The organism is Thioalkalivibrio versutus (assembly GCF_001999325.1).
Taxonomy (GTDB): Bacteria; Pseudomonadota; Gammaproteobacteria; order Ectothiorhodospirales; family Ectothiorhodospiraceae; genus Thioalkalivibrio; species Thioalkalivibrio versutus.
In genome coordinates this window covers 42684-58293 of sequence record NZ_MVAR01000015.1, presented here as the reverse complement: position 1 = coordinate 58293, position 15610 = coordinate 42684, and the positions used below count along the sequence as shown (strand labels likewise).

At 67.9% G+C, this 15610-nt stretch carries 17 protein-coding genes; 10 read left to right on the top strand and 7 right to left on the bottom strand.

What is annotated here, in order from left to right; all coding sequences use genetic code 11:
- Window positions 1-51 precede the first annotated feature (51 nt).
- On the top strand, window positions 52-759 hold the full coding sequence (locus B0684_RS05545) for a MarC family protein (protein ID WP_018169417.1): 708 nt from the start codon (window positions 52-54) through the stop codon (window positions 757-759).
- Window positions 760-772: 13 nt separating this feature from the next.
- Here the strand turns inward: B0684_RS05545 and B0684_RS05540 are convergent, their stop codons facing one another.
- The gene (locus B0684_RS05540; protein WP_018650359.1) at window positions 773-1543 is read right to left on the bottom strand and encodes an HAD family hydrolase; all 771 of its coding nucleotides are present in this window, start codon (window positions 1541-1543) and stop codon (window positions 773-775) included.
- A 168-nt stretch (window positions 1544-1711) separates the two neighbouring features.
- Here B0684_RS05540 and dksA point away from each other — a divergent pair, with 168 nt between their 5' ends.
- The 7 genes from dksA to B0684_RS05500 all read left to right on the top strand — a co-directional run bounded on the left by dksA (window position 1712) and on the right by B0684_RS05500 (window position 9051).
- The gene (dksA, locus tag B0684_RS05535) at window positions 1712-2164 is read left to right on the top strand and encodes an RNA polymerase-binding protein DksA (RefSeq protein WP_018146088.1); all 453 of its coding nucleotides are present in this window, start codon (window positions 1712-1714) and stop codon (window positions 2162-2164) included.
- A gap of 13 nt (window positions 2165-2177) precedes the next feature.
- Complete coding sequence (gene gluQRS, locus B0684_RS05530; protein ID WP_077276988.1) at window positions 2178-3125, top strand: tRNA glutamyl-Q(34) synthetase GluQRS; 948 nt, start codon at window positions 2178-2180, stop codon at window positions 3123-3125.
- A 92-nt stretch (window positions 3126-3217) separates the two neighbouring features.
- Window positions 3218-3391, top strand: coding sequence for a hypothetical protein (locus B0684_RS13880; RefSeq protein WP_018146090.1), 174 nt, complete (start codon window positions 3218-3220; stop codon window positions 3389-3391).
- Entirely contained in the window at window positions 3381-6302 is a 2922-nt protein-coding gene (locus tag B0684_RS05525) for an ATP-binding protein (protein ID WP_018650361.1), read from the top strand. Before B0684_RS13880 ends, B0684_RS05525 begins: the two co-directional genes overlap by 11 nt.
- 300 nt (window positions 6303-6602) lie before the next feature.
- Window positions 6603-7958, top strand: a complete 1356-nt coding sequence (locus B0684_RS05515; protein ID WP_018650362.1) for a sigma-54-dependent transcriptional regulator — start codon at window positions 6603-6605, stop codon at window positions 7956-7958.
- A 4-nt stretch (window positions 7959-7962) separates the two neighbouring features.
- On the top strand, window positions 7963-8484 hold the full coding sequence (gene thpR / locus B0684_RS05510) for an RNA 2',3'-cyclic phosphodiesterase (protein ID WP_026313077.1): 522 nt from the start codon (window positions 7963-7965) through the stop codon (window positions 8482-8484).
- Window positions 8485-8826: 342 nt separating this feature from the next.
- The gene (locus tag B0684_RS05500) at window positions 8827-9051 is read left to right on the top strand and encodes a hypothetical protein (protein WP_018146094.1); all 225 of its coding nucleotides are present in this window, start codon (window positions 8827-8829) and stop codon (window positions 9049-9051) included.
- Between the two features lie 193 nt (window positions 9052-9244).
- Here the strand turns inward: B0684_RS05500 and B0684_RS05495 are convergent, their stop codons facing one another.
- Window positions 9245-9535, bottom strand: coding sequence for a P-II family nitrogen regulator (locus B0684_RS05495; RefSeq protein ID WP_018169410.1), 291 nt, complete (start codon window positions 9533-9535; stop codon window positions 9245-9247).
- A 4-nt stretch (window positions 9536-9539) separates the two neighbouring features.
- Window positions 9540-10487 (bottom strand): sodium-dependent bicarbonate transport family permease, encoded by a 948-nt coding sequence (locus B0684_RS05490; RefSeq protein WP_018169409.1) that lies wholly within the window; start codon window positions 10485-10487, stop codon window positions 9540-9542.
- A gap of 149 nt (window positions 10488-10636) precedes the next feature.
- Here B0684_RS05490 and B0684_RS05485 point away from each other — a divergent pair, with 149 nt between their 5' ends.
- Both B0684_RS05485 and codB read left to right on the top strand, forming a co-directional pair.
- Complete coding sequence (locus B0684_RS05485; protein ID WP_018650364.1) at window positions 10637-11215, top strand: NAD(P)H-dependent oxidoreductase; 579 nt, start codon at window positions 10637-10639, stop codon at window positions 11213-11215.
- Between the two features lie 45 nt (window positions 11216-11260).
- A complete protein-coding gene (codB, locus tag B0684_RS05480) occupies window positions 11261-12523 on the top strand; it encodes a cytosine permease (RefSeq protein ID WP_019568505.1) in 1263 nt (420 codons plus the stop codon).
- Window positions 12524-12977: 454 nt separating this feature from the next.
- Here the strand turns inward: codB and B0684_RS05470 are convergent, their stop codons facing one another.
- Genes B0684_RS05470 through ribH form a run of 4 tightly spaced genes read right to left on the bottom strand, consistent with a single transcriptional unit; the run spans window position 12978 to window position 15596 of the window.
- The gene (locus B0684_RS05470; RefSeq protein WP_018146099.1) at window positions 12978-13499 is read right to left on the bottom strand and encodes a phosphatidylglycerophosphatase A family protein; all 522 of its coding nucleotides are present in this window, start codon (window positions 13497-13499) and stop codon (window positions 12978-12980) included.
- A 20-nt stretch (window positions 13500-13519) separates the two neighbouring features.
- Entirely contained in the window at window positions 13520-14506 is a 987-nt protein-coding gene (thiL, locus tag B0684_RS05465; protein ID WP_018650366.1) for a thiamine-phosphate kinase, read from the bottom strand.
- Between the two features lie 25 nt (window positions 14507-14531).
- Window positions 14532-15068, bottom strand: coding sequence for a transcription antitermination factor NusB (gene nusB / locus B0684_RS05460; RefSeq protein WP_018650367.1), 537 nt, complete (start codon window positions 15066-15068; stop codon window positions 14532-14534).
- A 48-nt stretch (window positions 15069-15116) separates the two neighbouring features.
- Window positions 15117-15596: a 6,7-dimethyl-8-ribityllumazine synthase gene (gene ribH, locus B0684_RS05455; protein WP_018169400.1), complete on the bottom strand. Its 480-nt coding sequence runs from the start codon at window positions 15594-15596 to the stop codon at window positions 15117-15119.
- Between the last annotated feature and the right edge of the window lie 14 nt (window positions 15597-15610).

Sequence of the window (15610 nt, the reverse complement as noted above, 5' to 3'; positions counted from 1 at the left end):
ACCCCCACGGAGGACCTCGCAACGACACCCCATTCTGCCTAAGCTAGAGCCATGCTCGTATTGCTCGAATACCTGATCGTCACTTTCCTCGCGGTGTTCGTCATCGTGAATCCACTGACGACCGCGTTCATCTTCACCGCAATGCTGCCGCGCGCCTCCGAGGAGAAGCGCCGCTCCACCGCCCTGCGCTCGGTCAAGGTCGCCACGGCCCTGCTGTTCGCCTTTGCACTGCTGGGCGGGGTGATCTTCCAGCTGTTCGGGATCACGTTGGCGGCGTTCCGCATCGCCGGCGGCATCATCCTGTTCGGCATCGCGATCGGCATGATCCGGCAGAAGGCGGCCAGCGAGCGCGAGACCGCCGAGGAGGTGAAGGCCGACAAGGGGCAGGTGACCGAGGACATCTCGGTCATCCCGCTGGCCATCCCGTTCATGAGCGGGCCCGGGGCGATTGCGACGGTCATGATCCTGACCAGCGAGGCCCCCACCATCTATCACCTGGTCCTCGTGTTCCTGGCGGTGCTGGCCTGCATGGTCGCGTGCTACTACGCGATGGTCCATTCGCGCTATCTGGTGAAATTCCTCGGGGATACCGGCAAGGACATCCTGACCAAGGTGTTCGGTCTGATTCTCGCGGTCCTGGCCGTGCAGTTCGTGATCAACGGGGTCAGCGACGCCGCCGTCGGCTTCCTGCTGGATACCCAGATGCTCGACGGGACCGAGATCGAGGACCCGCGCCTGCCGCCGCGCGAAAACGATTGAGCCGGCGCGCCGGCTATCCCTTCGCCCCGGAGACCCAGGCGCGCAGGGTCGCGATATCCACCACCGAGCCTTCCAGTGCCGGACCGGCCAGGACCGTCGCGGGCTGATCCGCCTCACCGAACCCGTCCAGCACGGCCAAGGCGCCATCAAACGCCTGCTCGCGGGTGTAGTCGTTCGTCGTGACCACGACCTCCAGCCCCGCCCCGCGCGCGGAACGCACACCGTTGTCGGAGTCCTCCAGGGCCAGGCAGGCCTCCGCCGGCAGGTTCATCGCCTCCAGTGCGTGGGTAAAGATATCCGGAGCCGGCTTCTTGGCCGGCACGATGTCGCCAGCGGAGATCACCTCGAAGCGGTACGGCCCCTCGCTTCCGAGCGTGGCCTCCAGCAGGGCCGTGACGTTCTCGGGGGTAGTAGTGGTCGCAATCGCCAGGCGCAGACCCTCGGCCTCCGCCTCGTCCAGCAGCCGCCGCACCCCCGGCCGCAGCGGGATCGCGCCGGTCTCCAGCAGGGCCACGTAGTGGCGGGTCTTGGCCGCATGCAGCTCGCGGATGCGTGCATCGATCCCCGGCTCGTTCAGGACCGCGGGATGGTCCTCGGACAGGTACTGGCGGATGCGCTCCTTGCCGCCGGTCACGCGCAGCAACTCGCCGTAGCGCGCGATGCTCCAGTCCCAGTCCAGGCCCGCGTCCGCGAACGCCTTGTTGAAGGCGACGCGATGACCGTCGCGTTCAGTGTCCGCCAATGTGCCGTCCACATCGAAAATCAGCGCCTGCAATTCCGTCATCCCGTTATTTCCGCCTTTTCCCGTATCTCGCTGAAAAACCGGCCGTGAGCCCGCACATTCCCGGCATCCGACCGAGACCAGGCACCAACAGTCATGGCACGGGACTTGCCCGGCCCGCCCGACTCTGGTACTAAGTGCGCCTCATTTTTCCAGCCGGAGAAAGCCCGCATGGCTGCTGACGAAAAGACCGACAAGCCCTCCACCCAGCACATGGTCGCCGGGGGCATTGCGCCCTACGAGCCGAAGCCGGACGAAGATTACATGAATCCGGATCAGCTCGAGCATTTCCGCAGCCTGCTGCGGGCATGGCGCCAGGAGCTGGCCGAGGAAGTCGATCGCACCGTGGGGCACATGCGCCAGGACGCGTCCAACTTTGCCGATCCGGCCGACCGCGCCACCCAGGAAGAGGAGTTCGGCCTGGAACTGCGCTCCCGCGACCGCGAACGCAAGCTGTCGAAGAAGATCAACGAGGCGCTGCGCAAGATCGACACCCACGATTACGGCTACTGCGAGACCTGCGGCGTGGAGATCGGCATTCGCCGCCTGGAGGCCCGCCCGACGGCCACCATGTGCATCGACTGCAAGCAGCTCGACGAGATCAAGGAAAAGCAGCGCGCCTGATCCCGGCCGGGCCGTGACGGTCACGCCCGAACGGATTACCCGGGCCGACCGCTATGTCGGCCGGTTTGCCCCTACCCCTTCCGGCCCGCTGCACGCGGGCTCCCTGCTGGCCGCCGTCATCTCCTGGCTCGATGCCCGGAGTACCGACGGCCGCTGGCATCTGCGAATCGACGATATCGACGCCCCCCGGGTTCGCCCGGGGGCGGCCGATGCCATTTTCCATGCCCTCGAGGCCTTCGCCCTAGTCTGGGATGGCCCCGTCACCTGGCAAAGCCAACGCGGTCCCGCCTATCAGCGCGCCCTGGACACCCTGTTGGCGTCGAACCTGGCTTTCCCCTGCGGCTGTACCCGCAAGGACCTGGCCGCGCGCGGCCGGCCGGGCTGGGAAGGGCCGATCTATCCAGGGACCTGTCGCCACGGCCTGCCGCCCGAACGCGAGCCACGGGCCGTGCGTGCCCGCGCGACCACCCGCTACTGGACGATCGCGGATCGCTTTCTGGGTGCGGTCGCCTTCGATCTGGAGGCACTCGGAAGCGACTTCGTGATCCGCCGGGCGGATGGCATCGTCGCCTACCAGCTCGCCACCGTGGTGGACGACCTGGACCTGGGCGTAACCCGCGTGGTGCGCGGGATCGACCTGCTCGGCTCCACCCCGCGCCAGATGCAGCTCTACGAGGCGCTGGGCGCCACCCCACCGGCCTATGCCCACCACCCGATCCTTGTCGCGCCCGGCGGCGACAAGCTGGCCAAGGCCACCGGAGCCGAGGGCATCCACGCGGATACCGCCCGGCGGCAGCTGGCCGACACCCTGACGGTGATCGGCCTGGCCCCGGGCGACGCCCAGGCACCCGACGCACCGGAGGCCCAGCTGGCCGAAGCCCTGGAGCGCCTGCAGGGACACACCCTCGGCGACCACCTGCCATTGCCGGCGGCACTGCCCGGGGCCGCGCGCGCGGTGTAGACTCGCCGCATGCTCTCCACCCGCGCGCCAACCCGGACGGCCCCGCAGGATCGCTCGCCCGCGCACCGCAAGGTGCTTGCGAGAGGCTGACGATGGACGCCCCTCGCGCCATCCTGATCGCCCTGCTGGGCGCATTGCTGTTTCTGAGCCCGCTGGTCCTCTGGGTTGCCTACCTGAGTCCTGCCTGGTGGTGGCCCTTCACGGCCTGGGCGCTGTTCGTCGTGGCCATCGCGGCACTGAGCCGGAGCGGGCGCCGTGACCCTTAGCCTGGGTCTGATCTACGCGGTCGGGGTGGCCTACCTCGCCCTGCTATTCGGCATTGCGTTCCTGGCCGACCGCGTCCCCCGAGTAGGCCGACTGGCGGCCAATGGCTGGGTGTTCAGCCTGTCGCTGGGGGTGTACGCAACGTCCTGGACCTTCTACGGCAACCTTGGTTTCCTCGCCGACCAGGGGTACCTGTACCTGACCATCTACCTCGGCGTGACCCTGGCCTTCGCCGCCACCCCCTGGCTGCTGCGTCCCCTCCTGCGCCTGACCCGCGAACAGCAGCTGACCTCGCTGGCCGACCTGTTCGCCTTTCGCTACCGCAGCCGCTTCACTGGGCCCGTGGTCGCCCTGTTCATGCTCGCCGGGGTACTCCCGTACATCGCGCTACAGATCAAGGCCGTGGCCGAGTCCGCCGCCGTGCTGACCGCGGAGACCCCGCCGCATCTGCTCGCCCTGACCTTCAGCGGCACCATCGCGCTGTTCGCGATCCTGTTCGGCGCCCGCCACATCGCCCCGCGCGAAAAGCACGCCGGTCTGGTGCTGGCCATCGCCTTCGAGTCCATCGTCAAGCTGCTCGCCATCCTCGTGATTGCCGCCGTGGCGCTGTACGCCGTGTTCGGCGGCCTCGGCGGGCTGAACGACTGGCTGGCCGCCCATCCCGAGGCGGTCGATGCGCTGTACGAGCCGGTGCGCCAGGGCGGCTGGTTCGCGATGATGATCCTGGCCTTCGCGGCCGCCTTCCTGCTGCCACGCCAGTTCCACATGCTGTTCACCGAGAACATCAACCCGCAGGCACTGAACACCGCGGCCTGGGCGTTCCCCGCATTCCTGCTGCTGCTGAACCTGCCGATGCCGGTACTCTACTGGGCCGGGGAGGCGGCCGGGCTGGGCATCTCGCCCAACTATTACGCCATCGGCATCGCCGGGCTGCTGGAGTCGCCCAGCCTCGCCCTGCTGGTCTTCATCGGTGGGTTGTCCGCTGCCAGTGCGATGATGATCGTGACCACCCTGGCGCTCGCCCATATGGGCACCAACTACCTCTCGCCACTGACCCGACTGCACGAGGAGGAGCGCAGCGCCAACCTCTACACCCGCCTGCTTTGGGGGCGGCGCATCTGGATCGTGTTCATCATCGGGCTCGGCTATGCCTTCTACGGCCTGCTGCAGGTCGTCGAGGGCCTCGCGCAGCTGGGTCTGATCTCGTTTGCCGCGGTGGCGCAACTTCTGCCGGGCCTGATCGGCCTGATGCTGTGGAAACAGGCGACCCGGGTCGGATTTCTCTTGGGCCTGGGGGCCGGGATTGCCGGCTGGGCGTTCACCCTCGTCATGCCCTTGCTGTCGGATGCCGGGATCGCGACGGCCCTGCCCGACCCGCAACGCCTCTTGCGCGCGGAGATGCTGGACCCGTGGACCTTCGCGCTGATGCTGAGCCTGGGCGTCAACGCGGTCCTGTTCGTCGTCGGCTCGCTGCTGACCCGGCCGAACCCCGAGGAGGCCGAGGCCGGCCGGGCCTGCTGCCCTAACGAATCCACCGCCACCGGCGCGGGCCTGCCACTGGCGGGCGACGTCACCGAAATGGAGACCGCACTTGCGGCCACCCTGGGCCCGGGCACGGCGCGCCACGAGGTCCAGCGCGCCCTGGATGATCTCGGCCTGCCCCGCCATACGCGTTCACGCGGCGATCTGCGCCACCTCCGCGAACGGATCGAGCGCAATCTCTCCGGCCTGCTGGGGCCGGTACTGGCTCGCATGATCGTCGACCAGCACCTGCGCCTGGATGCCGCCGGACGCCACACCCTGAGCGAAAGCCTGCGGCGGATCGAGGAACAGCTGGAGACCCGCCCCTTGCCGCTGTCCGGCCTGGCGGCCGAGCTGGACGCCCTGCGCCGCTTTCATCGCCAGATCCTGCACGAGCTCCCGCTGGGGGTAGCCAGCCTCACCAATACCGGCGAGATCACCGGCTGGAACCAGGCCCTGGCGCAGCTCACGCAGGTCGCCACGGAAGACGCCGTGGGCCAGAACATCCGCCAGCTCGACAGCCCCTGGAGCGGCCTGCTGACCGCCTTCCTGGAGAGCCCGGACCGCCAGTGGTACAAGCTGAACGTGGATCTGCCCAACGGCAACCGCCGCCTGAACCTGCACCGCTCCGAACTGCAGGATGCCCAGGGTCAGGTGGAAGGCCGCGTGGTCCTGATCGAGGACGTGACCGAACGCGCCCAGCTCGAGTCCGAGATCGCCCACGGCGATCGCCTGGCCTCCATCGGCCGCTTTGCCGCCGGGGTCGCGCACGAGATCGGCAATCCCCTGACCGGTATCGCCTCGCTGGCGCAGACCCTGCCCCTCGAGGACGATCCGCAGGAGATCCACGGCATCGCCGACGACATCCTCGCTCAGACGCGACGCATCAACGCCATCGTGCAGTCGCTGATCACCTTTGCCCACGCCGACGAAGGCCCATCGGCCGGACATTTCGAGACCATCGCACTGGACGAGCTCGTGGCCGAGGCCATCCGCCTGATGCGCCTGGCCGGGCGCAACGACCTGCAATTCACGACTTCGGGCCTCGCGGGGCTGCACGTCCGCGGCTCGCATGCCACGCTGTTGCAGGTGTTCATCAACCTGCTGACCAACGCCGAGCAGGCCTCGCCCGAAAACGCCACCGTCGCCATCGCGGCCCGGCTCCACGGACGGCATGTCCAGATCACCATCGACGACGCCGGCCCCGGAATCGACGAATCCAGCCTGGAACGCCTGTTCGAGCCGTTCTTCACCACCAAGCCGGCGGGCCAAGGCACCGGCCTGGGCCTGCCGGTGGCCTACAGCATCGTGCGCGACCACGGTGGTACCCTGATGGCCGCCAACCGCCCCGAGGGCGGTGCCCGATTCCTGCTGACACTAGGGAAACACTGATCAATGAACACGTTCGCGTTGGTACCCCAGGTTTTCCGAGACAAGGCGCGTCGTGCAACAGGTAGTGGTTCTACCTGTAAGCGGCGCAACGCAGGATCGGGGAACCTTGGGTGCCAACCCCGCAAGTTATTGAAAGCAGAGGCTCGGCCGCCCGTTGTTATCAAAAACGGGCGCGCGCACAGCGTTGCGGCTCCCTTGTGCAGAATGACTGCACGGCAGTCATCGCGCCTTGTTCGCACGCAAAAGCGACTCGAGCGCGAACGCGTTCATTGATCAGTGTTTCCCTAGCCGCCAAGACTCATGACCCGCATCCTCCTGGTTGACGACGAAGCCCCGATCCGCCGCGCCGTGCGCCGATTCCTGGAGCACCACGGCTTCGAGGTCGGCGTGGCCGAAAACCTGGCCGAGGCGCGGGCGCTGGCAGCCGCCGATCCCTACGATCTGCAACTGGTGGATCTGCGCCTGCCGGATGGCGAAGGGATCGAGCTGCTGCCGGAATTCGCCCACACGCCCACGGTCATCATGACCAGCTATGCGTCGGTGCCCTCCGCGGTCAACGCGATGAAGGAAGGCGCCGCCGACTACATCGCCAAGCCTTTCGACCACGACGCCCTGCTGCTGACCCTGCGCGCCGCCCTGCGCGAGCGCGACCGCCCCAACACCGACGAACCCGACGACGAGGGAACCGATTCCGCTCCGCGCCCCGGACTGGGCCTCATCGGCGAGAGCCAGGCCATGCAGCAATTGCGTGATCAGATCCGGCGTGTGGCCATGACCCACTCCACGGTATTGCTGCGCGGCGAGTCCGGTACCGGCAAGGAGCTGGCCGCGCGCGCCCTGCACGAACTGAGCCCGCGCGCCAGCGGCCCGTTCGTCGCGGTCAACTGCGCCACCATCCCCGAGGGTCTGGTCGAGGCCGAGCTGTTCGGTCACGCCCAGGGTGCCTACACCGGTGCGGTCAAGGCGCGCACCGGCCTGATCCAGAGCGCCCACGGCGGCACGCTGTTCCTGGACGAGATCGGCGAACTGGCGCCTGCGGCCCAGGCCCGCCTGCTACGGGTCCTGCAGGATGGCGAGCTCCGCCCGGTCGGGTCCAACGAGAACCTGAAGGTGGATGTGCGCCTGCTAGCGGCCACCCACCGCGACCTCGAGGCCATGATCGCGGAACAGGCCTTTCGTGCCGACCTCTACTACCGCCTGCGGGTCCTGGAATTGTCCATCCCGCCCCTGCGCGAACGGCGCGAGGACATCATCCCCCTGGCACGGCATTTCCTCGAGGCACTGGCCGGTTCGGGGCCAGTGCCACAACTGTCACACGCGGCACGGCAAGCCCTGGAGTCGCAAGATTGGCCCGGCAACGTGCGCGAGCTGGCGAACGCCCTGGAACGCGGGTGGGTACTGAGCCCGGATGGCTGCATCGAAGCGGACCACATGGGACTCTCGACGGGCACTCCGGCCCGGGACGACGAGATCCCCAACCCCGCGTTTCCGACCCGCAAGGGCAAGGGCTCGAGCCTGAACGAGTATTTCCGGCACTTCGTGCAGGAAAACCAGGGCAGCATGACCGAGACCGAGCTGGCCCGGGCCCTCGGCATCAGCCGCAAGACCCTGTGGGAACGCCGTCAGCGTGAGAATCTCCCCCGCCCGCGCGGCTGAATCGGTGGCCGCATCCCCCGCAGCCCGGCGGGTCTTTCTGGCCCTGTGGCCCGACGACCCCACACGCGCCACACTAGCCCGCCTCGGCCAGGCACTCGACGGCCCCGGCCGACCGGTCCCGCGCGATCACCTGCACCTGACGCTGGCCTTCGCCGGAACGATCCCGGTCGGACAGGCCGACTGTCTGGCCGGGCGCATCACGGAACTCGCCTGCGCGCCGATCGACCTGACGCTGGACCATCTGGGTCACTTCACCGGGCCGCGCATCACCTGGGCCGCTCCTGCCGAGCCGCCCGCCGCACTGGCCGACCTCGCCGAGCAGGCACATGCCCTGTGCAACGACTGCGGTATCGATCTCGGTCCGCCGCGTCCCTTCCGACCCCACGTGTCCCTGCGACGCCACGCCGCGCCGCCCGACACCGAACGCATCGAACCGCCCCTGCGCTGGCTGGCGGACACGATTGCGCTGGTCGAGTCGGGAAAAGACGGCCATCCCGGGCCCTACCGCATCCTCGCCCGGACCTGACCAGCCCGCCCGCGCGGCAGGCCAGCAGCGGCCGCGAGAGTCGGATCAATCGAGGGGCGGAAGGTTATCCGTTGCCGAGGGGGCAGCTGGCTGGGCGGGGTCTGCCGGATCGGCTGGCTGGGTTCCGGTACCCGGTCGCGTCGGTGTTCCCTCGCCCAGCGGCGGTGCATCCTCGCCCCGGGGCTGGCGCTGCTGTCCCAGCGGGGGCGCATCCTGGGGCTGCCCCTGCCCTTGAGGTTGACCCTGTCCCTCAGGCGGCTGGCCCTGCCCCTGGGGCGGAGTCGGCGCTCCGCTTTGCCCCGGTGCCGGCTGGCCACCGCGCTCCATCTGCCCGGGAGCTTGTTGCCCCTGCCTGCGCTGGCCGGGCTGCTCCGGCGGCTGCCCCTGAGGCATGCCCTGCCCACGCTCCTGACCCTGGCCGCGCGGCATGCCGCCCTGGCCCGGGACCTGCTGACCACCGGCCGGCGGGGCACCCTGTTCGGCGGGCGGCATACCCTGGCCCATTCCGCCCTGTGGGTCCCCATGTTGCGGGGCCTGCGCGTATGCCGAACTGGCGGCAAACAGTGAACCCAGCGCGATGGCCAGGGCCGTGCTACGAAATCTCGTCATTGGGAGCCTCCTGCGGGCTGTAACGCCGTTCATTCAGGCTCCCTTGATAGCAGCCAGACCCCGCGCCCCCCAAGGGTGACAGTCGAGTTCCCGGAAATTCCGCGAAACACTTCACTCCATGGAAACTCGATTCCCCGGACCCGGTGCGTCCCTAATTCTTCAACGCCACCGGGACGGTGAACATCAACAAACCATAGTCCGCCTCGTACTGTTCCTTGAACCGGGCTGCGATGCGATCGCACAACTCGGCCGAAGCCACCACCTCGACCTTGATATTGCCACCCTGGCGCCAGTTGCCCCGGCGCTTGCCATGCCGGCCCCAGCCGCGCGCGTCAGTCACCGTGTAGCCGGCCGCACCCATGCCGCGCACCTCGTCGATCAGCATCTCCTCCAGGATCGCCTCAGCCACCACCGTCAGCAGATGCATGTCATCGGATTCCATCGCGCTAGCCTCCCAGCGAATAAAGGGTCTGGGCCATCCAGAAATAGAGCGGTACACCCAGGAAGATATTGAACGGGAACGTGACCCCAAGCGAGGCGCCAATCGAAAGCGCCGGATTGGCCTGGGGCACCGCGATACGCATGGCCGCCGGTGCGGCGATGTAGGAGGCACTCGCATAGAGGGTCGCCAGCAACAGCGTACCGCCCATCGACATGCCCAGCGCATACCCCAGCAGCGTACCCAGCACGGCCGAGACGATCGGCATCACGATCGCGAAGGTCACCAGGAAGAAGCCGTACTGGCGCACGTCGGCGATGCGACTGGAGGCGACCAGCCCCATCTCCAGCAGGAACAGCGCAAGCACGCCCTTGAACAGGTCGAAGAACATCGGCTCCAGCGGCTCGATGTGCACGGGACCCGCGATGAAACCGATCACCAGGCCGCCGGCCAGCAGGAAGATACTCTTGCCGAAAAACACTTCGTGCATGGTCTTGCCCCAGCGCGTCGGGCCCTTGCTGCCCATGCGCGCCAGCAGGATGCCGATGATCAGGGCCGGCATCTCCAGCAGCACCAGGAAGACCACCATGTGACCTTCGTAATCGATCCCGCGCGAAGCCAGCAGGGCCACGGCGACCGAGAAGGTCACCACCGAGACCGAGCCATAGTGCGCCGCGATCGAGGCCGAGTCCGCCCGCGGCATGCGCCCCACCCAGCGCAGAACCGGGAACGCGATCAGCGGGATCAACGAACCTACCGCCAGCACCGCCAACCCCGGCAGCAGCAAGGGCAACAGCTCGCTCTCGGCCAGCTTGACCCCGCCCATCAGGCCAATCGCCAGCAACAGATAGATCGAAAGCGCCTCGTAGATCGCCATCGGGATCTTCAGATCCGACTTGGCGAGGCCCGCAATGGCGCCCAGCAGGAAGAACAGTACAACCGGATCGAATGCCATCTCGCCTCCGTGTGCTGAAGCCGCAATGCGCTGCAACTCGCACCCTAATCGTAGGCGAGACCCGCCCGGCAGAAAACCATTGCGTCGCAACAAGCCCCGTCATCTAATCTAGGCTTGAAGAGAAGTCTTCCCGGCACGAGGACAGCTGCATGACGCGGATCCTTATCCTTCAGGGACACCCCGACCCGGCCGAAGGCCACCTCGACCACGCGCTGGCCGATGCCTACCGCGAAGGGGCCGAGAAAGCCGGCGTCGCGGTGGACACCCTGACGATTGCCCACCGTGACTTTCCACTGCTGAAGAACCAGGCCGAGTTTGTCGACGAGACCGTTCCGCCCGCGATCCTCGAGGCGCAGGAACTGATCGAGGTCGCCCACCACATCGTCCTGATCTATCCCCTCTGGCTGGGCGATATGCCGGCCCTGGTCAAGGGCTTCCTGGAACAGACCCTGCGCCCGGCATTCGTCGGCGATGGCGACATGAACCGCGTGCGCCACACGCGCCTCAAGGGCCGCTCGGTACGCATCGTGGTCACCATGGGCATGCCGGCGCTGGCCTACCGCTGGTTCTATGGCGCCCACAGCCTGAAGAGCCTGGAACGCAACATCTTCCGCTTCTGCGGCTTCGGCCCGATCCGCCACACCCTGATCGGGCAGAACGGCGGTGATGCCGCCGCCCGCGAACGCTGGCTGAAGAAGATGCGCGAGCTCGGACACGCGGCACGGTAACCCTGTGGCCGGTACACTCGTGCGGTCTTCCGACCGGCCGTGCGCGTGAATCACAACGACCACCCCCTAAGCGAAGTACCGGACCATGCCCGCAAGGGCTTCTGGTCCATGGCCGTGGTGCTGTTCGGGTTCACCTTCTTTACCTCGACCCTGTGGGCCGGCGGGTCGCTGGGCCTGGCGTTCAGCTTCGGCGAGCTGATGCTGGTGATCGCACTGGGCAACCTGCTACTGGGGACCTACGCGGCCACGCTCGCCTACATCGGCTGCAAGAGCGGACTGCACACGGTCCTGATGGGGCGTTTCTGCTTCGGGGAATGGGGCAGCAAACTCTCCGACGTCATCCTCGCGTTCACCCAGATCGGCTGGTACGCCTGGGGCACGGCCACCGTCGCGATCATCCTGGTCGAGACCACCGCACTGCCGGAACCAATGGAAGTCGGGCTGATGGTGCTATTCGGGTTCGCCTTCTGCATCACCGCGATGATCGGCTATCGCGGTCTCGACTGGCTTTCCCGCGTCGCGGTACCGGTCATGCTCCTGTTCATCCTGTTCACGCTGTTCATCGGGATCGGCGACGCCGGCGGCCCCGGCGGCCTGCTTGGTCAGGACCCGCGCACCGAGATGGATTTCCACGCCGCCCTCACCATCGTGATCGGCACCTTTGTTGGCGGTGCAACCCTCGCCACCAACTGGACCCGCTTCGCCCGCACCCCGCGCATTGCGGTCATCGCGACCCTGGCGGCCTTCGTGCTCGGGAACGGATTAATGGTGCTGACCGGCGCGCTCGGCGCCCTGATCTACCACGAGGCCGACATCGTCCACGTCATGCTGGCGCAGGGCTTCGTGACGATCACGGTACTGATGCTCCTGCTGAACATCTGGAGCACCCAGGACAACACCATCTACAACTTCGGCGTGGCCGGCTGCAATCTGCTGCGCACCCAGCGCCGGCGGCTGGTCACCGTGCTCGGGGCCGCGATCGGGACGGCCCTCGCGGTCGCCGGGATGCATGACTATCTGGTGCCGTTCCTGATCCTGCTGGGGACCTTCATCCCGCCGCTCGGTGGCGTGATCGTCGCCGACTTCTGGCTGCGCCATCGCGGGCAATACCCCCGCCTGGGCTCGGCCCGCCTGCCCGGGTTCCACTGGCCCGGCCTGCTGGCGTACGCGGCGGGATCCGCCGCGGCGTACTACGCACCCGTGGTACCTCCTCTGCTGGGCGTCATCGTGGCAACGGCTGCCTATGCCGTCCTGATGGCTCCCGCCTCACCCGCCGCGTGGCGCCCGCGCCAGGGAAGTGCGGATTGAAGACTGATCAAAGCCCTGGCAGGTTCGGTGCCGGTGGCGTCGGCGGTTTCGGAGGGTCGGACGGGTCCGGCAGCGGCGGATCGTCCGGAGTCGGCGCCGAGGATGAACCGGGCGCCCGCGGGAGATCCAGGCGCTGATCGGGACGCGAGTCGCCGCGGCGCTGCCCCGGCGGGGTCCCACCATGCCCGGGCGGCCCATTGCCCGCCGCGGGCGTGTCGCCACTGGCGCCCGGAGACCCGGGCGGCGGTCCGCCCGACGGCTGAGCCTGCGCGCCACCGAACGCCAGAATGGCGCCCATGACCGCAACCTGCGTCAGGGAACGAAAGAGGGACTTCATGCCACTCACTCCTTGCGTCATTGCCCGCCCCTGAGGCGTCCGCGCGTACCCATGGTTCCCGGCAGCATGTGACTCTGCCAAGTCCATCGCGTCCAGGGAAACACGTTTCAGCGCTCCTTAAGCCTCGACCACCAGCTGTTGGAACAGCCCACCCAGGATCACCAGCGCGAAGCCGGCGTACAGGCCCGCCACGACGTCGTCCATCATGATCCCGTGGCCGTCGTGCCACTTTTCGTCGAAGTAGTTCGCCGGCCAGGGCTTGAGGATGTCGAACACCCGGAACAGCAGGAAGCCGACGACCACCCACATCAGCCCCGCCGGGGCAAACGCCAGCGTGATGAGCATGCCGGCCCATTCGTCCCAGACGATGCCGGGATGATCGTGCACGCCCAGCTTGCGCGCACTTTCGCCACAGATGTGGAAGCCGGCCATCACCACGACCACGGTGATCGCAAGGTAGGCCCACTCCGGGAAATTCATGATCGCGAAGTACAGCACCAGTGCACCCAGCGAGCCGGTGGTACCCGGTGCCCAGCGCGACAGGCCACTGCCGAAGCCGAACGCCAACAGGTGAATGGGATCGCCGAACACGGTCTTCACCGATGGCATCTTCGGATTACGGATCTTCTGCTCCGACATGGCTCCCCTGTCCCTATTCTTTATTCTGTGTTCGCGAAATGATCGTGGCCCGCCCGCGCCACGTCCAGCCGTTGCCCGTTTGCGTCCTCCACCACCACCTCCGCACCCTCGGTGCACTCGCCGATCACAGTCAGCGGGACGTCCACGCTGAACGCGAGCAGGTCCAGCGACTCCCCCGGCGGGAGGGCGAACAGCAGCTCGTAGTCCTCGCCACCGCCCAGTGCGCAGGAGCGAGCCTGCTGCTCGGACACCTCCGCCAGCAGCGGGTCGCGCGGGACGCTGGGCCAGTCGACTCGCGCACCGCAACCCGAGGCGGCACACAGATGGCCCAGGTCCGCCAGCAGGCCGTCGGAGATATCGATGGCGGCCCGTGCGCGGTTGCGCAGACCACGGCCCAGACTCAGGCGCGCCGCGGGCCAGAACAGCCGGGCGCAGGCGGGGCTCGAGGCGTCTACGGGACTCCCCTCTGCACGCCGCTGCGTCTCGTGGGCCAAACCGCAGGCCGCTCCGCCCAGCGCACCGGAAACCACCAGGCGATCGCCAGGCCGGGCACCTTCGCGGCGCAGCGCCTGGCCGGCGGGCACCTCGCCCAGGACCGTCACGCTGATCGCCAGCGGACCCCGGTTGGTATCCCCGCCCACCAGCGGGATCCCGACCTCCTCGGCCAGCGCCAGAAAGCCGTGGCTGAAGCCCGCCAGCCAGTCATGATCCACACGCGGCAGGGTCAGCGACAGCACCGCGCCCAACGGCTCGGCCCCCATCGCGGCCAGGTCACTGAGATTGGAGGCCAGGGCCTTGTGGCCGGCGCTTGCCGGCGGGTGATCAGGAAAGAAGTGGGTGCCCTCGACCAGGGTATCAACGGTGACGACCAATTCGTGGCCGCTACGCACGGCCAGCAGGGCGGCATCGTCTCCGATGCCCAGACGCACGCCATCGGCAACCGCGCCCGCGCTCGGCGTGCCGAAATAGCGCTGGATCAGATCGAATTCGGAATCGGGGCCGGCCATGGCCGTGGTGCTGACCCGCCCGGGGTCAGCGCGGGGTGGAGCGCTCGGGGCCGCGCAGGTCGGCGGAGAGCCGGTCCAGCACGCCGTTGATGTAGCGATGCGACTGCTCGGCGCCATAGCGCTTGGCCAGATCGACGGCCTCGTTGATCACCACCCGGTAGGGCACCTCCATGCGTTCGACCAACTCCCATTGGCCCAACCACAGCAGGGCGTGCTCCACCGGATCGAGCTGATCCAGCGGGCGGCCGAGGTACGGCTCCATGCGGGCATCCAGGGCCTCGCGGTCGCCGGTCACGCCGATCAGGAGTTCACGGAAGTACTCGGCATCCGCCTTGGCGTGTTCCTCATCGTCGCGGAACTCGGCCAGGATGTCCTTCGGGTGGGCGCCCGTGATCTGCCAGGAATAAAGCGCCTGCATCGCGCGCCGGCGCGCGAAGGAACGCGCATGCCGCGCCCGCTGCTCGGGCGTGCTGCGCGGGCGCCGGGCCCGAGCGGACTTGCCGGCATCGGCATCCTTGCGCGGGGCACTACCTTCGGGGCGGGGATCAGAGGGTTCAGTCACGACAAGCCTGTTCGGGTGGACGGATAACACTGGGTAGGCAGTGCGGGATCAGCCGCGCAGCTGGCGCATCAGGCTGACCATCTCGATCGCGCCCATGGCGGCATCGGCGCCCTTGTTGCCGGCCTTGGTGCCGGCGCGCTCGATCGCCTGCTCGATGGAGTCGGTGGTCAGCACGCCGAAGCTGATCGGCAGGTCCTCCGCCATCTGCACCTGCGCCAGACCCTTGGCCGCCTCGCCCGCGACGTAATCGAAATGCGGCGTCGAACCACGGATCACGCAACCCAGGGCGATCACGCCGTCGTACTGCCCGGAACGCGCCATGGCCTGCGCCGCCAGCGGCAGTTCATAGGCACCCGGCACACGGGCGATGGTCAGGTTCGTCTCCTGCACCCCGTGACGCTTCAGGGTATCCACGGCCCCTTCCAGCAGGCGTTCGACGATCAGGCTGTTGAAGCGCGCCAGCAGCAGGCCATAGCGGTGGTCGGCGGCGTCGGTGAATACGCCTTCCAGGGTCTTGATCTCGGACATGATGAACTTCCGGT

Coding starts and splice junctions, on each gene's coding strand:
- B0684_RS05545 (WP_018169417.1), top strand. CDS start 52: ATGCTCGTATTGCTCGAATACCTGATCGTCACTTTCCTCGCGGTGTTC.
- B0684_RS05540 (WP_018650359.1), bottom strand. CDS start 1,543: ATGACGGAATTGCAGGCGCTGATTTTCGATGTGGACGGCACATTGGCG.
- dksA (WP_018146088.1), top strand. CDS start 1,712: ATGGCTGCTGACGAAAAGACCGACAAGCCCTCCACCCAGCACATGGTC.
- B0684_RS13880 (WP_018146090.1), top strand. CDS start 3,218: ATGGACGCCCCTCGCGCCATCCTGATCGCCCTGCTGGGCGCATTGCTG.
- B0684_RS05515 (WP_018650362.1), top strand. CDS start 6,603: ATGACCCGCATCCTCCTGGTTGACGACGAAGCCCCGATCCGCCGCGCC.
- B0684_RS05495 (WP_018169410.1), bottom strand. CDS start 9,535: ATGGAATCCGATGACATGCATCTGCTGACGGTGGTGGCTGAGGCGATC.
- B0684_RS05490 (WP_018169409.1), bottom strand. CDS start 10,487: ATGGCATTCGATCCGGTTGTACTGTTCTTCCTGCTGGGCGCCATTGCG.
- B0684_RS05485 (WP_018650364.1), top strand. CDS start 10,637: ATGACGCGGATCCTTATCCTTCAGGGACACCCCGACCCGGCCGAAGGC.
- B0684_RS05470 (WP_018146099.1), bottom strand. CDS start 13,499: ATGTCGGAGCAGAAGATCCGTAATCCGAAGATGCCATCGGTGAAGACC.
- thiL (WP_018650366.1), bottom strand. CDS start 14,506: ATGGCCGGCCCCGATTCCGAATTCGATCTGATCCAGCGCTATTTCGGC.
- ribH (WP_018169400.1), bottom strand. CDS start 15,596: ATGTCCGAGATCAAGACCCTGGAAGGCGTATTCACCGACGCCGCCGAC.